Origin of the sequence: Pseudomonas typographi, assembly GCF_014694385.1 — a bacterium.
Taxonomy (GTDB): domain Bacteria; phylum Pseudomonadota; class Gammaproteobacteria; order Pseudomonadales; family Pseudomonadaceae; genus Aquipseudomonas; species Aquipseudomonas typographi.
The window spans coordinates 187,330-202,475 of sequence record NZ_JAAOCA010000004.1 but is presented as its reverse complement, the minus strand read 5'-3'; the positions used below and the strand labels follow the sequence as shown (position 1 = coordinate 202,475).

Annotated in this window: 16 protein-coding genes; 9 read left to right on the top strand and 7 right to left on the bottom strand. The window is 62.5% G+C overall.

The window, feature by feature from the left end; all coding sequences use genetic code 11:
- Positions 1–240 precede the first annotated feature (240 nt).
- Positions 241–1,905 carry an energy-dependent translational throttle protein EttA gene (gene ettA, locus HAQ05_RS04580; RefSeq protein WP_190417853.1) on the top strand — a complete coding sequence of 555 codons (1,665 nt, stop codon included), beginning with the start codon at positions 241–243 and terminating at the stop codon, positions 1,903–1,905.
- Positions 1,906–1,968: 63 nt separating this feature from the next.
- Here ettA and HAQ05_RS04575 read toward each other — a convergent pair whose 3' ends face one another.
- From HAQ05_RS04575 to HAQ05_RS04560, 4 genes are all read right to left on the bottom strand, one after another.
- Positions 1,969–2,469 (bottom strand): GreA/GreB family elongation factor, encoded by a 501-nt coding sequence (locus tag HAQ05_RS04575; RefSeq protein ID WP_190417912.1) that lies wholly within the window; start codon positions 2,467–2,469, stop codon positions 1,969–1,971.
- Between the two features lie 54 nt (positions 2,470–2,523).
- The gene (locus HAQ05_RS04570; RefSeq protein ID WP_190417851.1) at positions 2,524–2,880 is read right to left on the bottom strand and encodes a hypothetical protein; all 357 of its coding nucleotides are present in this window, start codon (positions 2,878–2,880) and stop codon (positions 2,524–2,526) included.
- Positions 2,881–2,993: 113 nt separating this feature from the next.
- Positions 2,994–4,838 carry an Lnb N-terminal periplasmic domain-containing protein gene (locus HAQ05_RS04565; protein ID WP_190417848.1) on the bottom strand — a complete coding sequence of 615 codons (1,845 nt, stop codon included), beginning with the start codon at positions 4,836–4,838 and terminating at the stop codon, positions 2,994–2,996.
- A gap of 62 nt (positions 4,839–4,900) precedes the next feature.
- Positions 4,901–5,389, bottom strand: a complete 489-nt coding sequence (locus HAQ05_RS04560; RefSeq protein ID WP_190417846.1) for a DUF3015 domain-containing protein — start codon at positions 5,387–5,389, stop codon at positions 4,901–4,903.
- Positions 5,390–5,648: 259 nt separating this feature from the next.
- On the opposite strand from HAQ05_RS04560, the gene HAQ05_RS04555 reads away from it, so the two are divergent.
- The 3 genes from HAQ05_RS04555 (at position 5,649) to HAQ05_RS04545 (ending at position 9,326) form a co-directional block, all read left to right on the top strand.
- On the top strand, positions 5,649–8,090 hold the full coding sequence (locus HAQ05_RS04555; protein ID WP_190417844.1) for a Lon protease family protein: 2,442 nt from the start codon (positions 5,649–5,651) through the stop codon (positions 8,088–8,090).
- Between the two features lie 138 nt (positions 8,091–8,228).
- Positions 8,229–8,570, top strand: a complete 342-nt coding sequence (locus tag HAQ05_RS04550) for a PA4575 family protein (protein WP_190417842.1) — start codon at positions 8,229–8,231, stop codon at positions 8,568–8,570.
- A 138-nt stretch (positions 8,571–8,708) separates the two neighbouring features.
- Complete coding sequence (locus HAQ05_RS04545; protein ID WP_190417839.1) at positions 8,709–9,326, top strand: BamJ family beta-barrel-assembly machinery protein; 618 nt, start codon at positions 8,709–8,711, stop codon at positions 9,324–9,326.
- A 60-nt stretch (positions 9,327–9,386) separates the two neighbouring features.
- Here HAQ05_RS04545 and HAQ05_RS04540 read toward each other — a convergent pair whose 3' ends face one another.
- From HAQ05_RS04540 to HAQ05_RS04530, 3 genes are all read right to left on the bottom strand, one after another.
- The gene (locus HAQ05_RS04540) at positions 9,387–9,629 is read right to left on the bottom strand and encodes a PA4570 family protein (protein ID WP_190417837.1); all 243 of its coding nucleotides are present in this window, start codon (positions 9,627–9,629) and stop codon (positions 9,387–9,389) included.
- A 67-nt stretch (positions 9,630–9,696) separates the two neighbouring features.
- Positions 9,697–10,035: a zinc ribbon domain-containing protein YjdM gene (locus HAQ05_RS04535; protein WP_190417835.1), complete on the bottom strand. Its 339-nt coding sequence runs from the start codon at positions 10,033–10,035 to the stop codon at positions 9,697–9,699.
- A 66-nt stretch (positions 10,036–10,101) separates the two neighbouring features.
- Positions 10,102–11,070 carry a polyprenyl synthetase family protein gene (locus tag HAQ05_RS04530; RefSeq protein ID WP_190417833.1) on the bottom strand — a complete coding sequence of 323 codons (969 nt, stop codon included), beginning with the start codon at positions 11,068–11,070 and terminating at the stop codon, positions 10,102–10,104.
- Positions 11,071–11,333: 263 nt separating this feature from the next.
- Between HAQ05_RS04530 and rplU the strand changes: the two genes are divergently transcribed.
- From rplU to HAQ05_RS04505, 5 genes are all read left to right on the top strand, one after another.
- Positions 11,334–11,645 (top strand): 50S ribosomal protein L21, encoded by a 312-nt coding sequence (rplU, locus tag HAQ05_RS04525; RefSeq protein WP_190417831.1) that lies wholly within the window; start codon positions 11,334–11,336, stop codon positions 11,643–11,645.
- 35 nt (positions 11,646–11,680) lie between these two features.
- Complete coding sequence (rpmA, locus tag HAQ05_RS04520) at positions 11,681–11,938, top strand: 50S ribosomal protein L27 (protein WP_190417829.1); 258 nt, start codon at positions 11,681–11,683, stop codon at positions 11,936–11,938.
- A 191-nt stretch (positions 11,939–12,129) separates the two neighbouring features.
- Positions 12,130–13,350 (top strand): Obg family GTPase CgtA, encoded by a 1,221-nt coding sequence (cgtA, locus tag HAQ05_RS04515; protein ID WP_190417827.1) that lies wholly within the window; start codon positions 12,130–12,132, stop codon positions 13,348–13,350.
- 73 nt (positions 13,351–13,423) lie between these two features.
- Positions 13,424–14,542: a glutamate 5-kinase gene (proB, locus tag HAQ05_RS04510; RefSeq protein ID WP_190417910.1), complete on the top strand. Its 1,119-nt coding sequence runs from the start codon at positions 13,424–13,426 to the stop codon at positions 14,540–14,542.
- Positions 14,539–15,006 (top strand): CreA family protein, encoded by a 468-nt coding sequence (locus HAQ05_RS04505; protein WP_190417819.1) that lies wholly within the window; start codon positions 14,539–14,541, stop codon positions 15,004–15,006. Before proB ends, HAQ05_RS04505 begins: the two co-directional genes overlap by 4 nt.
- The last annotated feature ends 140 nt before the right edge of the window (positions 15,007–15,146 follow it).

Here is a 15,146-nt window from a genome sequence, read left to right as displayed (position 1 = left end):
AACTGCAATACCTGGGTTTGGGCTAGGCGTAACGGTGGGCCGCAGCAATGGGGGGGGTGCCTGTGTAATCGGCATTGGGCGACGGATTAGCATGCCTTGAGCCGTGGCAAAGTGCCAGTGCTGTTTGTCGCTGGTTTGCCGACCGCGTGGCATTCCGGTAGCTTTGGCGCTCTTGGCAAGCTGCGGCTTGCGCCGCCTTTTTTCCACGGTCATCTTCATTTCAAATTCGTCAGGTTAACCATGGCCCAATATGTTTACACCATGCACCGGCTCAGCAAGGTCGTTGCGCCGAAACGTGAAATCCTAAAGAACATCTCCTTGTCGTTTTTCCCCGGTGCCAAAATCGGCGTGCTGGGCCTCAACGGCGCGGGTAAATCCACTTTGCTGCGCATTATGGCCGGCGTCGATAAAGACTTCGACGGCGAGGCCCGGCCGATGCCCGACCTCAACGTAGGTTATCTGCCTCAAGAGCCACAACTTGACCCCAGCAAGAGCGTGCGGGAGGTGGTCGAGGAGGCCGTTTCGGCGATCAAGGGCGCCCAGGCCCGCCTTGATGAAGTTTATGCCGCCTATGCCGAGCCCGATGCCGACTTCGACAAGCTCGCGGCCGAGCAGGCCAAGCTTGAGGCCATTCTGCAAGCCAGCGACGGTCACAACCTGGAGCGCCAACTGGATGTTGCGGCGGATGCCCTACGCCTGCCGCCGTGGGACGCCAAGGTCGAGCACCTGTCTGGTGGTGAAAAACGCCGCGTGGCGCTGTGCCGCCTGCTGCTTTCGGCGCCTGACATGCTTTTGCTCGACGAGCCCACCAACCACTTGGATGCCGATTCGGTGGCGTGGCTCGAACGGTTTTTGCATGATTTCCCCGGCACCGTGGTGGCCATCACCCACGACCGCTACTTCCTCGACAATGTCGCCGGCTGGATCCTGGAGCTGGACCGCGGTGCCGGTATCCCCTACGAAGGCAACTATTCCGGTTGGCTGGAAGCCAAGTCGTCGCGCTTGGCCCAGGAAGCCAAGCAGCAAAGCGCTCACGAAAAGGCCATGAAAGAAGAACTGGAATGGGTGCGCAAGGGCGCCAAGGCCCGCCAAGCCAAGTCGAAGGCGCGCCTGGCTCGGTTCGAGGAAATGCAGTCGCAGGAATTCCAAAAACGCGCCGAAACCAACGAAATTTACATTCCGGCCGGCCCGCGCCTGGGCGATAAGGTTATCGAGTTCAACAATGTCAGCAAGGGCTATGGGGACCGTGTGCTGATCGACAACTTGTCGTTCGCCATGCCCAAGGGCGCCATTGTGGGTGTGATCGGCGGTAATGGCGCGGGTAAATCGACCTTGTTCCGCATGATCATGGGCAAGGAGCAGCCGGATTCGGGCAGTATCGAAATTGGCGATACCGTGCAATTGGCCTGCGTCGACCAAAGCCGTGAAGACCTCGACGGCAGCAAGACGGTATTCGAACAGGTGTCCGATGGCTCCGACGTGATTCGCATCGGCAACTACGAAATCCCTTCGCGTACCTATGTGGGCCGCTTCAACTTCAAGGGTGGTGACCAGCAAAAATTCGTCAAGGACCTCTCTGGGGGTGAGCGCGGGCGCTTGCACCTGGCACTGACGCTCAAGGAGGGTGGCAACGTTTTGCTGCTAGACGAACCGTCGAACGACCTGGACGTCGAAACCCTGCGGTCGCTGGAAGAGGCCCTGCTCGACTTCCCCGGCGCGGCCATCGTGATCTCCCACGATCGCTGGTTCCTTGACCGGGTGGCCACCCACATCTTGGCCTATGAAGACAACTCGCAAGTGGTGTTCTTCGAAGGTAACTACACCGACTACGAAGCCGATCGCAAAAAGCGCCTGGGCGAGGCGGCTGCCCAACCCAAGCGGGTACGTTACAAGAGCCTGGCGTAAGCCAGGTTGGCCCGCTACCGTCGGCGATGGAGGGAAGTGGCCCCGGCGCGGGCACTGCTGGCCTTAGGTAGGTAGGGCGCTGATGGCGACGATCTCGATGCGCATATCGCCCGCCGGCCGTTGCCACAGCACTTCGTCACCCACCTGCGCGCCCAGCAGCGCGCGGCCCAGCGGCGAGGCCCAGTTGACCAGGCCGACGCCCGCATCGGCTTGGTCTTCTCCCACCAAGCACACTTGGCTGCGTACATCGTGCTCATCGGCAAAGGTGATCCAGCTACCGATCTGCACTTTATCCGTCGCGGTGACTGGCGGCACCTGCCGTGCGGTGGCCACACGGGCCTGGAAGTAGCGCAGGTCTCGCTCCAGGTCTGCCATCGACTGCCGGTCGCCCCGCTCGCCCAGGGCCGTTTGCTCAGCATGCAGCGCCTTGAGTTCGGCCACCCGCGCGTGCAACGAGGCCAGCCCGCTTTCAGTCACGTAGTTGGGCAGGTCGCTGACGCGCCGCTCTACCGGTTGGGCCGCCTGGGTGGCGGCCTGGTCTTCGTTAACGAACGCTCGGCTCATGAACACCTCCATGAAGTATTGGTCCATGGTGGCCGCCTGGAAGTTCGCGGTATGTCAGTCACCGTGGAAGGCACGGTAGGTCATGCGGTCCTTCTGCTGCTGCCAGTCACGGTCGCGGTCGTTGAGCACCCGGTCGTGCACCTCTTGCTGGTCGCCGCTTATGGCTTGGGCCTGGCATTGGCGAAAACCATCGTCCCAACCGCCGCTGTAAAGCTTGTCGGCGAGGTATCGGTTAACGTCCTTGGTGTAACTGCCGCTGAAAGAAGCCGCGGCGGCTCGGCCACTGCCGCAGCCATCGTGGTAACCGTCTGCGAAGGCTGGCGGGTAGCCTTGTTGGACCATTTGCTCGTGCGCGGTTTGGCACCCGGTAAGGGCCACCAACAGCGCCAGTACGCACCCATATCGCTTCATGTCGCGATACCTCACGCAATACCGGGTAAAAAGGCCCGGCTTGTTTAAAAGGTTGGACACCGGGCACTGCGGTTTTCGTCAAAGGAATGTAAAACGGATGCTCGGCCTCAATTTCAGTAATGGTACCAGCGGGCTTCCAGCATCACCTCGTTGCGCGCCTGGCCCAAGTGGCTGAAATCCCGCGCGGCGGTAAGCCGCAGGCCGAGGTTGGGGCTAAGCTCCCATTGCTGCCCCAGCGCGAGGCGGCGGCGCACTTCACCGTTGGCGAAGTAATCGCCCTTGGCCTCTGCAGTCAGGTTGCCCAGCCGGTTGCGCCACAGCAGCCCGGTATCGAAACCCACGGCAGGGCTTGCGAAGGCTGCAAAGTCATTGTTGTGTTCGATGCGCGCCGTACCCAGCGCATAGGCCAATGTGCCGCCGCCCAGGGCCCAACTGCTACCGGCCCCGCCATTGAGGTGGGTGGCCAGGGTGGGTTCGGCATGGCGGCCCGGCACACGCTCCAAGCCGCCACCGACCTGCCACGACAACGGCGTGAGCAGCGTACTACGTGGGGTGAGCGAGCGAATGTTGGCCAGGTCGAGCCGCTGTAACTGCCACCGGTTGCCCTCGTATTGGCGCAGCTTAAGGCCGAGGATTTCAATTTGTGCCCCGAGCGGGAAGCCGTAGGCGTTATCGGCCAGGTCATGGTAGGCCATGCGCAGGCCATATTCGCCGAATGCCCGGCCGTCGCGGCTGCCCACGCCGGCGCTCCAGGTGCGCGAGGGGTGGCCGTCTTCCGGGCGGTCTGGGCGTTCCAGTTGCAGGGGGGGCGGCGGGTTGACGTTCATCGCGCGCAGCAGCTCGAAGCTGCGCTGGGCACGCAGAGGGTCACGCTCTTGGCCGGTGGCGTGGTAACGTTCCAGCCGGTAGGCGGTGTCTTCCACCAGCGCGCGCCGGTCGGCGGGCAACGCTTGTACCGCCGAGGCGTGCAGTTGCGTGGTGTCGCCAGCCAAGCGCTCGGCCAGCCGTTGCTCGGCCGTAGACAGCGGCGCGGCCCTGGCCAGTAGCTCGCGCTCGCGTGACGGCCGGTAGTCGGTGCGGTCCACCAGCCCGGCTGCCTGCACCGCTTTGACCGTGTCGGTCGGGATGGCGGTAAGCGGGAATTGCTCGGTCAATTGCAAGCCCGGGCGGGCGATTTGCAAAAGCTCCAGCAGGCGGTAAGAGCAGTTTTCATCGAAAAAATAATAGTCGAAACGCACTTGGCGCAGCTCCCACACATGCTCGACCATGCGTGCGGTTTCCGCGGGTGTAAGGTTCAGGTGGTATTCCCACAGGTCGCGGTTTTCCAGGTTGCGGTATTCAGAGAGCTTTTGCTGGTAGGGCACCAGCGAAAACAGCCCGGGGTAGCCACCGGCCAGGCCCTTCCAGGCGTACAGCACGCTGTTGTCACTGCCTTGCACATAGGCACCGAAGTTGATCGCGTAGCTAAGCAGGGCGGTGCCGTCGGTGCGTGTCTCGGCCTGGTCGATGCGCAGCAAGGTGTGGCCGAACATCGACGACGGGCTGTTGAGGTAGGCTGCCGGGAACACCAGCACGGTGCTGTACGGTGCAATAGCCTTGTACCACTGGGTGAACTCGTCGCATTGAACGTGGGGCAGGTCGGTCAGGTGCAGTTGCGCCTCAAGCCAGCGGGCCCTTGCCGGGTAGCGGCATTGTGCATGTTGGCCAGCCTGTTCTGGCGGGGCATAGAGTGCCGCCAGCGTGGCGCGCAGCTCGCGTTCCGGATGGTGGGCACCGTCCGCGGCCAGGAAGAAACTGGCATCGTCGACATAGCTACGCCAGCCATGCACCTTGCTTGGGGTGTAGTGCCCCAACGCCAACCAATAGGGCGCCCGGGCCAGTTGCGAAAGGGTAGCGTCGTCCGCGCCATACAACGGCGCACAGGCCAGTAATGCCAGCCATGCCAGGCGCTTGAACATTCAGGAGGGTTCCGCTGCGTAGTGTGAAGGCCTGCCGAAGCGGCAGGCCGTGCTGCGCGAGGTTAAGCCTGTTCGCTGTATTTGGCCAGGCGTGCGTCGTTCTTCATGACGCCCAGGGTGTTGTTATGCACGTCTTCGGCCGTCACATCGGGGCGGTTGAAGATCTGCGTGAAATGTTGGTGAGCCACCGTTTCGAAGTAGGCACGGTCTTCGGGCTTGACCCCGAGTACCACCGCGTAGGTGGTCAGCGCTTCGCCTTGGCCTTTGGCCATGTCTTCGGAAAGCTCATCGATCATGCCGTTCATGGCGATCCACGACTTGCCGCCGTAGGTCAACGCGCCGCTGGTGTCGCAGCCGTTGGTGCCGCTGGTCATGCCGAAGGTGGCATTGCCCGAGGTACCGTTGGTGGTCGAGGCCAAAAAGTGCGCCGGCGTACCGCGCTGGCCTTCGAACAGCAGGTTGCCCCAGCCGCAGTTGGGCCCCCCGGGAGCCTGAGCCATAGCGTTGAATGAGGCGACGGTGAACAGGGTGCCTAGCAGAATCCGTTTCATAAGCGTTGTTCTCGTGATGTGGTTCAAGGACAGGCCGTTGCGTTAGCTGCGGCGCAGCTTGGAGTTTAGGGCTTTAACGCGAGTTCCGCAGTTGATTACTAAATATTTTTACAACCGACCTGCTCAGAACGCTTTGCATGGTTGGCCAATCTGCACGGCCAACGCCCGCCATTGCCGAGCACCCACAAGTGCCTTGCACGGTAGCGCCAGGGGGCGCCAGAATGCTGAAATAGCCTTGCCCGGAAGTTAAGGAAACCTGATGCCTGATTCTGTTGCCGCCAGCCTGCGCGTTGCCCCAGAGGCGCTTACCCGCCCTTTTACCGCTGAACAGTTCAGCTTCACCAGCACCGATGATTTGGAGCCGTTTCGCGGCGTGCTCGGGCAAGAGCGCGCTGTAGACGCGCTGCAGTTCGGGGTCGCGATGCCGCGCCCCGGTTATAACGTTTTTGTCATGGGCGAGCCGGGTACCGGGCGCTTTTCGTTCGCCAAGCGCTACCTCAAGACCGAAGCCAAACGCCTGCGCACGCCCAGCGACTGGGTGTACGTAAACCACTTCGACGAGCCGCGCAACCCCAAGGCGCTGGAGCTGCCGCCCGGCAGTGCCAGCGCCTTCATTGCCGACATCGGCGGGCTGATCGACAACCTGCTGGCGACCTTTCCGGCGGTGTTCGAGCACCCCTCCTACCAACAGAAGAAAAGCGCCATCGACCGCGCTTTCAACCATCGCTACGACCGCGCATTGGATGTGATCGAGCGATTGGCATTGGAAAAAAGCATCGCGTTGTACCGTGACAGCAGCAATATCGCCTTCACCCCGATGCTTGAGGGCAAGGCGCTGGACGAGGCGGAGTTCTCACAACTGGGCGAGGCCGAGCGCGAGCGGTTCCACCAAGACATCGCCGGGCTCGAAGAGCGCTTGAACGAAGAATTGGCCAGCCTGCCGCAATGGAAGCGCGAATCGAGCAACCAGTTGCGCCAGCTCAACGAAGAGACCATCACCTTGGCGCTGCAACCGCTGCTGGGCCCGCTGTCGCAGCAGTATGCCGAGAATGCCGGGGTATGCGGTTACCTGCAGGCCATGCAGGTTAACTTGCTGCGCACGGTGGTAGAGCAGTTCGTCGACGAGCCCAAGAACGATGCGGTGGCGCGCAAAATGCTCGAAGAGCAGTACGCCCCCAGCCTGGTGGTGGGGCATGGGGCCAGCGCGGGCGCGCCGGTGGCGTTCGAGCCGCACCCTACCTACGACAACCTGTTCGGGCGCATCGAGTACAGCACCGACCAAGGCGCGTTGTACACCTCCTACCGGCAACTGCGCCCTGGCGCGCTGCACCAGGCCAACGGTGGTTTTCTTATCCTCGAAGCGGAGAAGATGCTCGCTGAACCGTTCGTGTGGGAGGCCCTCAAGCGGGCCTTGCAGTCGCGCAAGCTGAAAATGGAATCCCCGGTGGGCGAATATGGCCGCTTGGCCACCGTCACCCTGGCCCCGGAACTGATCCCGCTGCAGGTCAAGGTGGTGATCGTGGGCTCGCGGCAGGTTTACTACGCGCTGCAAGACCACGACCCGGACTTCCAGGAGATGTTTCGCGTACTGGTGGACTTCGACGAAGACATCGCCATGGGTGAAGACAGCCTGGAGCAGTTCGCCCAGTTGTTGAAAACCCGCACATCCGAAGAGGGCATGGCACCCCTGACCGCCGACGCGGTGGCGCGCCTGGCCACCTACAGCGCGCGCCTGGCCGAACACCAGGGGCGCTTGTCGGCGAAGATCGGCGACCTGTTCCAACTGGTCAGCGAAGCCGATTTCATCCGCCAGGTGGCCGGTGCCAGCCACACTGACGCCGGGCACATCGAACGCGCGCTCAAGGCCAAGGCCACCCGCACCGGCCGGGTGTCGGCACGCATCCTCGACGATATGCTAGCCGGTATCGTGCTGATCGACACCGACGGTGCCGCGGTGGGCAAGTGCAACGGCCTCACGGTGCTGGAAGTCGGCGATTCGGCCTTTGGCGTACCTGCACGCATTTCCGCCACGGTGTACCCCGGCGGCAGTGGCATTGTCGACATCGAGCGGGAGGTCAACCTTGGCCAGCCGATCCACTCCAAGGGCGTGATGATCCTCACTGGCTACCTCGGCAGCCGCTATGCTCAGGAGTTTCCGCTGGCGATCAGTGCCAGCATCGCCCTTGAGCAATCCTATGGCTATGTCGATGGCGACAGCGCGTCATTGGGCGAAGCGTGTACATTGATTTCGGCCTTATCGAAAAAACCGCTCAAGCAATGCTTTGCCATCACCGGCTCGATCAACCAGTTTGGCGAAGTGCAGGCGGTGGGCGGCGTGAACGAAAAAATCGAAGGGTTTTTCCGCCTTTGCGAAGCACGTGGGTTGACCGGCGAGCACGGCGCGATCATTCCCAAGGCCAACGTGGCCACGTTGATGCTCGATGAGCGCGTGCTCAAGGCCGTGCGCGAAGGCAAATTCCATGTGTATGCGGTCAGCCAGGCCGATGAGGCGTTAAGCCTGTTGGTCGGTGAGCTTGCCGGGGCACCGGATGCTGCCGGGCAGTTCCCTGCCGGCAGCGTGAACGCCCTGGTAGTGGAGCGCTTGCGCGCCATTGCCGAAATGCTCAGCGAAGAGGAGCTTAAAGAGGCCGAAAAAGAGCACCAGGTCGACGCCTTGGCGGAGGTGAAACGCTGCCAGTAGCATTGCCGCCAGCGGCGGGTATCTGTTGTGCTTTGCGACCGCCCGTCGCCGCCCGCGGGGGCGGCTGGGATTTGGCACGGCCGCCGTGGTCTATGCTCAGGCAATCATATGCATAGATCAGCACGAGGAGCCTAGCGCATGGAACACGCGATGAGCCTGACACGGCAATGCCTGGGGCTGCAAACCCGCATCGAATGCATAATCCGCCCGGTAGCCGGTGACCAGGGCATCTGGACGCTGCTGTTCGCTGCGGGCATGGCCGGCGAGCAACCCTCTGCGGTCAAGGCTCAGGGCCCTTTTCATGGGCCAAAAGTGGCTGAATCAGTGCTCGGTGCCATCGTCGACAGCCTGACCCTCCACGGCTACCAAGTCGATGAACAGCCGCAAATCTGGAACCTTCACCTGCACGGGGAATTGCGCAAGATCAACGCCGACCGTGGCCGGCACCTGGGCGAGCAACTGGCGACCCCGGAGCTATGACGTTTTACCCTCGCCAGGGCATTCGTCGTCCGGGCCTTTGCCACGACATGCTCGAGCGAGAACACCCTGCGTTGATGTGCTAGGCTGCCTGCCCTTTGGCCGGGCCGCATTTCGCGGCCTGCACAACGGAGCAGCCCGATGTCCGAACTGAACCTCTCCACCGACGAAGCCCGTGTCAGCTATGGGATTGGCCGCCAACTGGGCGACCAGATCCGTGACAACCCGCCACCCGGTGTACGCCTGGAGGCCATTCTGGCCGGCTTGGCCGATGCCTTTGGCGGCCAGCCGAGCCGAGTGGGTGCCGAGGAACTCAATGCAAGCTTTCGCGTGATTCGCGAACTCATGCAAGCCGAAGCCCAGGCCAAGGCCGAAGCCGCTGGCGAAGCAGGCCGGGCGTTCCTCACCGGCAACGGCCAGCGCGACGGGGTGACTACGCTGGCCTCGGGCCTGCAATTCGAAGTGCTTAGCACCGGTGAGGGTGCCAAACCTTCCCGCGACGACACCGTACGCACCCACTACCATGGCACGTTGGTAGACGGCACGGTGTTCGACAGCTCGTACGACCGTGGCCAGCCGGCGGAATTTCCGGTGGGCGGTGTGATTGCCGGCTGGACCGAAGCCCTGCAATTGATGAATACCGGCAGCAAATGGCGCTTGTACGTGCCCAGCGAACTGGCCTACGGCGCCCAGGGCGTGGGCAGCATCCCGCCGCACAGCGCGCTGATTTTCGATGTCGAGTTGCTCGAAGTACTATAGGACCAAACACCAGGGCGCAGGTGAAGGGCGGCAGGTATTTACCTGCTACCTGCCGTGCGCCTAATGGGCCCCGACCTCTGGCCGCAGGGCCCGCGCATAGCAAAACAGAAACAGATTGCGCACTAACTCCTTGAGCACCACCGGCTCGCTGGAGTTAAGCCCGGTGAGGTCCAGGTCACCCTGGTCGCGCAGCTCGTCCAGGGCTTCTTGCCCCAGCACCGCGCAAACTTCGCCGGTTTCGCGGTGCAGGATGCGCAGGTAAGGCTGCGGCCGTTCGAGCCAGGCGTCGATGAGATAGGTCATGGCATTCTCCTTGAGATCGTTCCTCAATGAGAATAATTACTATTTACAGAAAAGCAAGTGACGCCGGTCAAGCTTTGCGCACGAACTCCGATTTGAGCTTCATCGCGCCGATGCCGTCGATCTTGCAATCGATGTCGTGGTCGCCTTCGCACAGGCGGATGTTCTTGACCTTGGTGCCCACCTTCACCACCAACGATGTGCCTTTGACCTTGAGGTCCTTGATCACCGTGACGGTGTCGCCGTCTTGCAGTACATTGCCGACCGAGTCGCGAACCTGGGGGCTGTCATCGGTTTGGGCTTCGCCTTGGGCGGGCCATTCGTGTGCGCATTCGGGGCATACGTACAGCACGCCGTCTTCATAGGTGTATTCGCTGTTGCACTGGGGGCAGGGGGGCAGGGCACTCATGGGGCAATCTCGGTCGGTAAAATGAAAACGCCGCGCCAAGGCGCGGCATCGGCACCGTAATGTGCCTCAGTGGGTGCGGGCGACGGCGAACTCGCTCAGTTCCACCAGCGCGTCGCGCACTTCGCCACGGGGCAATACGCTGAGGCAGGCAATAGCCTTGGCGGCATAGTCGCGAGCCAGCTGGGCGGTATAGTCTAGCGCCCCGGAAGCCTCGACGGCGTCGCGGATTCGCTCGAGGTCGTCCAGGCCGCCTTTCTGGACCGCCTGGCGCACCAGCGCGGCTTGCTCGGCGGTGCCTTCGCGCATGGTGTAAATCAGCGGCAGCGTGGGTTTGCCTTCGGCCAGGTCGTCGCCCACGTTCTTGCCCAGGTCTTCGGCGTCGCCGCGGTAATCGAGCACGTCGTCGACCAGTTGGAAGGCCACGCCCAGGTGGTCACCGAACTGGCGCAAGGCGTCGCATTGCTGTTCGCTGGCCCCTGCCAGCGCGGCGGCACTGTGGGTGGAGGCCTCGAAGAGCATCGCGGTTTTGCCGCGGATCACTTCCATGTAGGTGGCTTCGGTGGTGCTGGCATCACGCACTTTGGTCAGTTGCAGCACTTCGCCTTCGGCAATCACCCGGGTGGCGTGCGAGAGGATGCGCATCACCGGCATCGAGCCGAGTTGCACCATCATTTCGAACGAGCGTGAATAAAGGAAGTCACCGACCAGCACGCTGGGGGCGTTGCCCCACTTGGCATTGGCCGTGGAGCGGCCACGGCGCATACCCGACATGTCGACCACGTCGTCGTGCAACAAGGTGGCGGTGTGCAGGAACTCGATAATGGCGGCCAGCAGGCGCAGGTCGTCGCCGGAATGGCCCAGGGCCTTGCCGCACAGCAGCACCAGCAGCGGGCGCAAGCGCTTGCCGCCGGCCGAGGTGATGTAGTCGCCGATTTTCGACACCAGCGGTACGCGTGAGGTGAGCTGCTGCTTGATGATCTCGTCGACGGCGCTAAAATCGGCCGCCACCACGCGGTAGAAAGCTTGGGGTTGCATCAGCGACAAAGGCTCCAATAGGGTTGCGCGGCATGCTAGGTGCCACGTGGGGGGCTGTCAAGGCATGGGCCTGCGCGGTGAGCGTGCCGCTTGTCCCACACCCTTGCGCAGGGTGGCCGGGTTGCGTACAATCGCGCACCCTGAACTTCCTGGGCATCACCTGCCTTACGCAATTGCACAAGGGTTTCCAGCCCGTTGCAGCCATGCCAGCCAACATACCTATTCCAAAGCGCTGGGTGAGCAGGATTATCGGAGAAACATCCATGTACGCTGTAATCGTTACCGGTGGCAAACAGTATAAAGTCGCCGAAGGTGAATACCTGAAGGTCGAGAAACTGGAAGTCGCCACTGGCGAATCCGTGACCTTCGATCGCGTTCTGCTGGTCGCCAATGGCGATGACGTGAACATCGGCGCGCCTGTGGTCGCCGGGGCCACGGTGGTCGCTGAAGTCGTGTCGCAAGGCCGTCACGATAAAGTGCGCATCATCAAGTTCCGTCGCCGCAAGCACCACATGAAGCGCATGGGCCACCGCCAGTGGTTCACCGAGATCAAAATCACCGGTATTCAGGCCTGATTCGCGCCTGAAGCCCCAACAGGAGTATTGAACTCATGGCACACAAAAAAGCGGGTGGTAGTACTCGTAACGGTCGCGATTCCGAAAGTAAACGCCTTGGCGTGAAAATGTTCGGCGGCCAGGTCATCAAGGCCGGCAACATCATCGTTCGCCAGCGTGGCACCCAGTTCCACGCCGGCTACGGTGTTGGCATCGGCAAAGACCACACTCTGTTCGCCAAGATCGAGGGTGTCGTCAAGTTCGAAGTCAAGGGCGAATTCAGCCGCCGTTACGTGAGCGTCGTTGCGGCCTGACCGCGCGTTCGCTGCAAAAGCCCTGTCTCGCGACGGGGCTTTTTTGTTTGTGGTGAGTCTCTTGCAAAGGTTTGCTTGGGCTGCTAGCGCGGGTTCTTAAGTAAGGTGGATGGCGGCGCTGCGCTCAGTTTTGCAAGAGCCTTATGTCTTTTAAGCTCAAACGCTCGCCCTGGCGGCGAGAGGCGTGAATCATGAAGTTTGTAGATGAAGTGTCCATCCGCGTCAAAGCGGGTGATGGTGGTAACGGCTGCATGAGCTTCCGGCGTGAGAAGTTCATCGAAAATGGCGGCCCCAACGGTGGCGATGGCGGGGATGGTGGCTCGGTGTACATGGTGGCCGATGAGAACCTCAACACCCTGGTGGACTACCGTTACACGCGCCATTTCGACGCCCAGCGCGGGGAGAATGGCGGCAGCACCGACTGCACCGGTGCCAAGGGCCAAGACCTCGAGTTGCGCGTGCCGGTAGGCACCACCATCATCGATGCCAGCACCCAGGAAGTGATCGGCGACCTGGTCAAGGCTGGCCAGCGCATCATGGTGGCGCAAGGCGGCTGGCATGGCCTGGGTAACACCCGGTTCAAGTCCAGCACCAACCGCGCGCCGCGCCAGACCACCCCGGGTAAGCTGGGCGACCAGCGCGACCTGAAGCTTGAGATGAAAGTGCTCGCAGACGTGGGCCTGTTGGGCTTGCCCAACGCCGGTAAAAGCACGTTCATCCGTTCGGTGTCGGCCGCCAAGCCAAAGGTGGCCGATTACCCGTTCACCACCTTGGTGCCGAACCTCGGTGTGGTCAGCGTAGACCGCTGGAAAAGCTTCGTGGTCGCTGACATCCCGGGGCTGATCGAAGGTGCATCCCACGGTGCGGGCTTGGGGATTCGCTTCCTCAAGCACCTGGCACGCACCCGCCTGTTGCTGCACCTGGTGGACATGGCGCCAATGGACGGTAGCGACCCGGCCGATGCCGCCGAGGTGATCGTGAACGAACTGGTGAAGTTCAGCCCGGCCTTGGCCGACCGCGACCGCTGGTTGGTGTTGAACAAGTGTGACCAATTGCTCGAAGAAGAGCACGAAGAACAGGTAAAGGCCGTGGTCGAGCGCCTGCAATGGGAGGGGCCGGTGTATGTGATTTCGGCACTGGCCAAGCAGGGGACCGAGCGGCTTAGCTACGACATCATGCGTTACCTCGAAGAACGTGCCGAGCGCATGGCCGAAGACCCGGCCTACGCCGAAGAGCTGGCCGAGCTCGACCAGCGTGTCGAGGACGAGGCCCGCGCCCAGTTGCAAGCGCTGGACGACGCCCGTGCATTGCGCCGCAGTGGCGTTAAAAGCGTGCACGACATCGGCGACGATGACGACTGGGACGATGCCGATGACGAAGATGGCCCGGAAATCATTTACGTGCGCGACTGAAGCATTGCAGTACACTGAACGCCGCTCTCTTGAGCGGCGTTTTTGATTCCATGATTTGGTCAGGTTGATGATGATGCGGAGCAAGGTGACGAGCGCGCGGCGCTGGGTCGTGAAGATCGGTAGCGCACTGCTGACGGCCGACGGTAAGGGGCTCGACCGTGCGGCAATGGGCGTTTGGGTCGAGCAAATGGTGGCCTTGCACCAGGCCGGCGTAGAGCTGGTGCTGGTCTCGTCTGGTGCGGTGGCGGCCGGTATGAGCCGCCTGGGCTGGAGCACCCGGCCCAGCGCGATGCACGAGCTGCAAGCTGCCGCCGCGATCGGCCAAATGGGCTTGGTGCAGGCTTGGGAGTCAAGCTTCGGCCAGCATGGCCGCCACACGGCGCAGATCCTGCTCACCCACGACGACCTCTCCGACCGCAAACGTTACCTCAACGCGCGCAGCACCCTGCGCACCCTGGTCGGGCTGGGTGTGGTCCCGGTCATCAACGAGAATGACACGGTCGTAACCGACGAAATCCGCTTTGGTGACAACGACACCTTGGCCGCGCTGGTGGCCAACCTGGTAGAGGCCGACCTGCTGGTGATCCTCACCGACCGCGATGGCATGTTCGACGCCGACCCGCGCAAGCACCCCGATGCCCACCTCATCAGCGAGGCCCGTGCCGACGACCCCAGCCTGGACGCGGTAGCCGGTGGCACTGGCGGTGCCTTGGGGCGCGGCGGCATGCAAACCAAACTGCGCGCCGCGCGCCTGGCGGCCCGTTCTGGCGCACACACGCTGATCGTGGGGGGGCGCATCGAGCGGGTGCTCGACCGCCTCAAGGCGGGTGAGCGTATCGGCACGCTGTTGTCGCCGGAGCGCGGCATGGTCGCCGCGCGCAAGCAATGGCTGGCTGGCCACCTGCAAACCCGAGGGTCGCTTACCCTTGATGCAGGCGCCGTACAGGCCTTGCTCGAAGGGCACAAAAGCCTGCTGCCGGTGGGCGTCAAGGCTGTACAGGGCGGCTTTCGCCGTGGCGAGATGGTGGTGTGCCTGGCGCCGGATGGGCGCGAGGTGGCCCGCGGTTTGAGCAACTACAGCGCGGTCGAGGCACAAAAGATTATCGGCTTGCCCTCCGATGCGATCGATCGGGCGCTGGGTTACATGGCCGAACCAGAGCTGGTGCACCGCGATAACCTGGTGTTGGTATGAGGCGCGCGTTGTGGCTGCTGTGCTTGCTGCCCTTGTGGGCGCGGGCCGAACAGGTGGGCGAGGTGTCGACTGTGTTCAAGTTCGTGGGGCCGAACGACAAGATCGTGGTCGAAGCCTTCGATGACCCGAAGGTAGAGGGGGTCACCTGTTACCTCTCGCGCGCCAAAACCGGCGGCGTGAAGGGCGGCTTGGGCCTTGCCGAAGACCGCGCCGAGGCGTCGATCGCCTGCCGGCAAGTGGGGGCGATACGCTTTGCCACGCCACTGGAAGACGGCGAGGTGGTGTTCAAGGAGCGTACCTCGCTGGTGTTCAAGACCATGCAGGTGGTGCGCTTTTTCGATCGCAAGCGCAACACGCTGGTGTACCTGGTGTACAGCGACCGGTTGATCGAGGGTAGCCCGCAGAATGCGGTCACGGCGATTCCGATTTTGCCGTGGGCCGATGCCGCGGTGCCGGTGCGTTAGCCAGCGTGCTACGTGGCGCATTAGGCGTGCATGGTCGCCGGCTTTTGGGAAGCACACCGACTTCGACCTTGATCCTGTAGAGTCGGCCGTTCGGGCACCTGAACGGATCGGTTGTCTCCATTTCGGTAGGAGCGTAACAG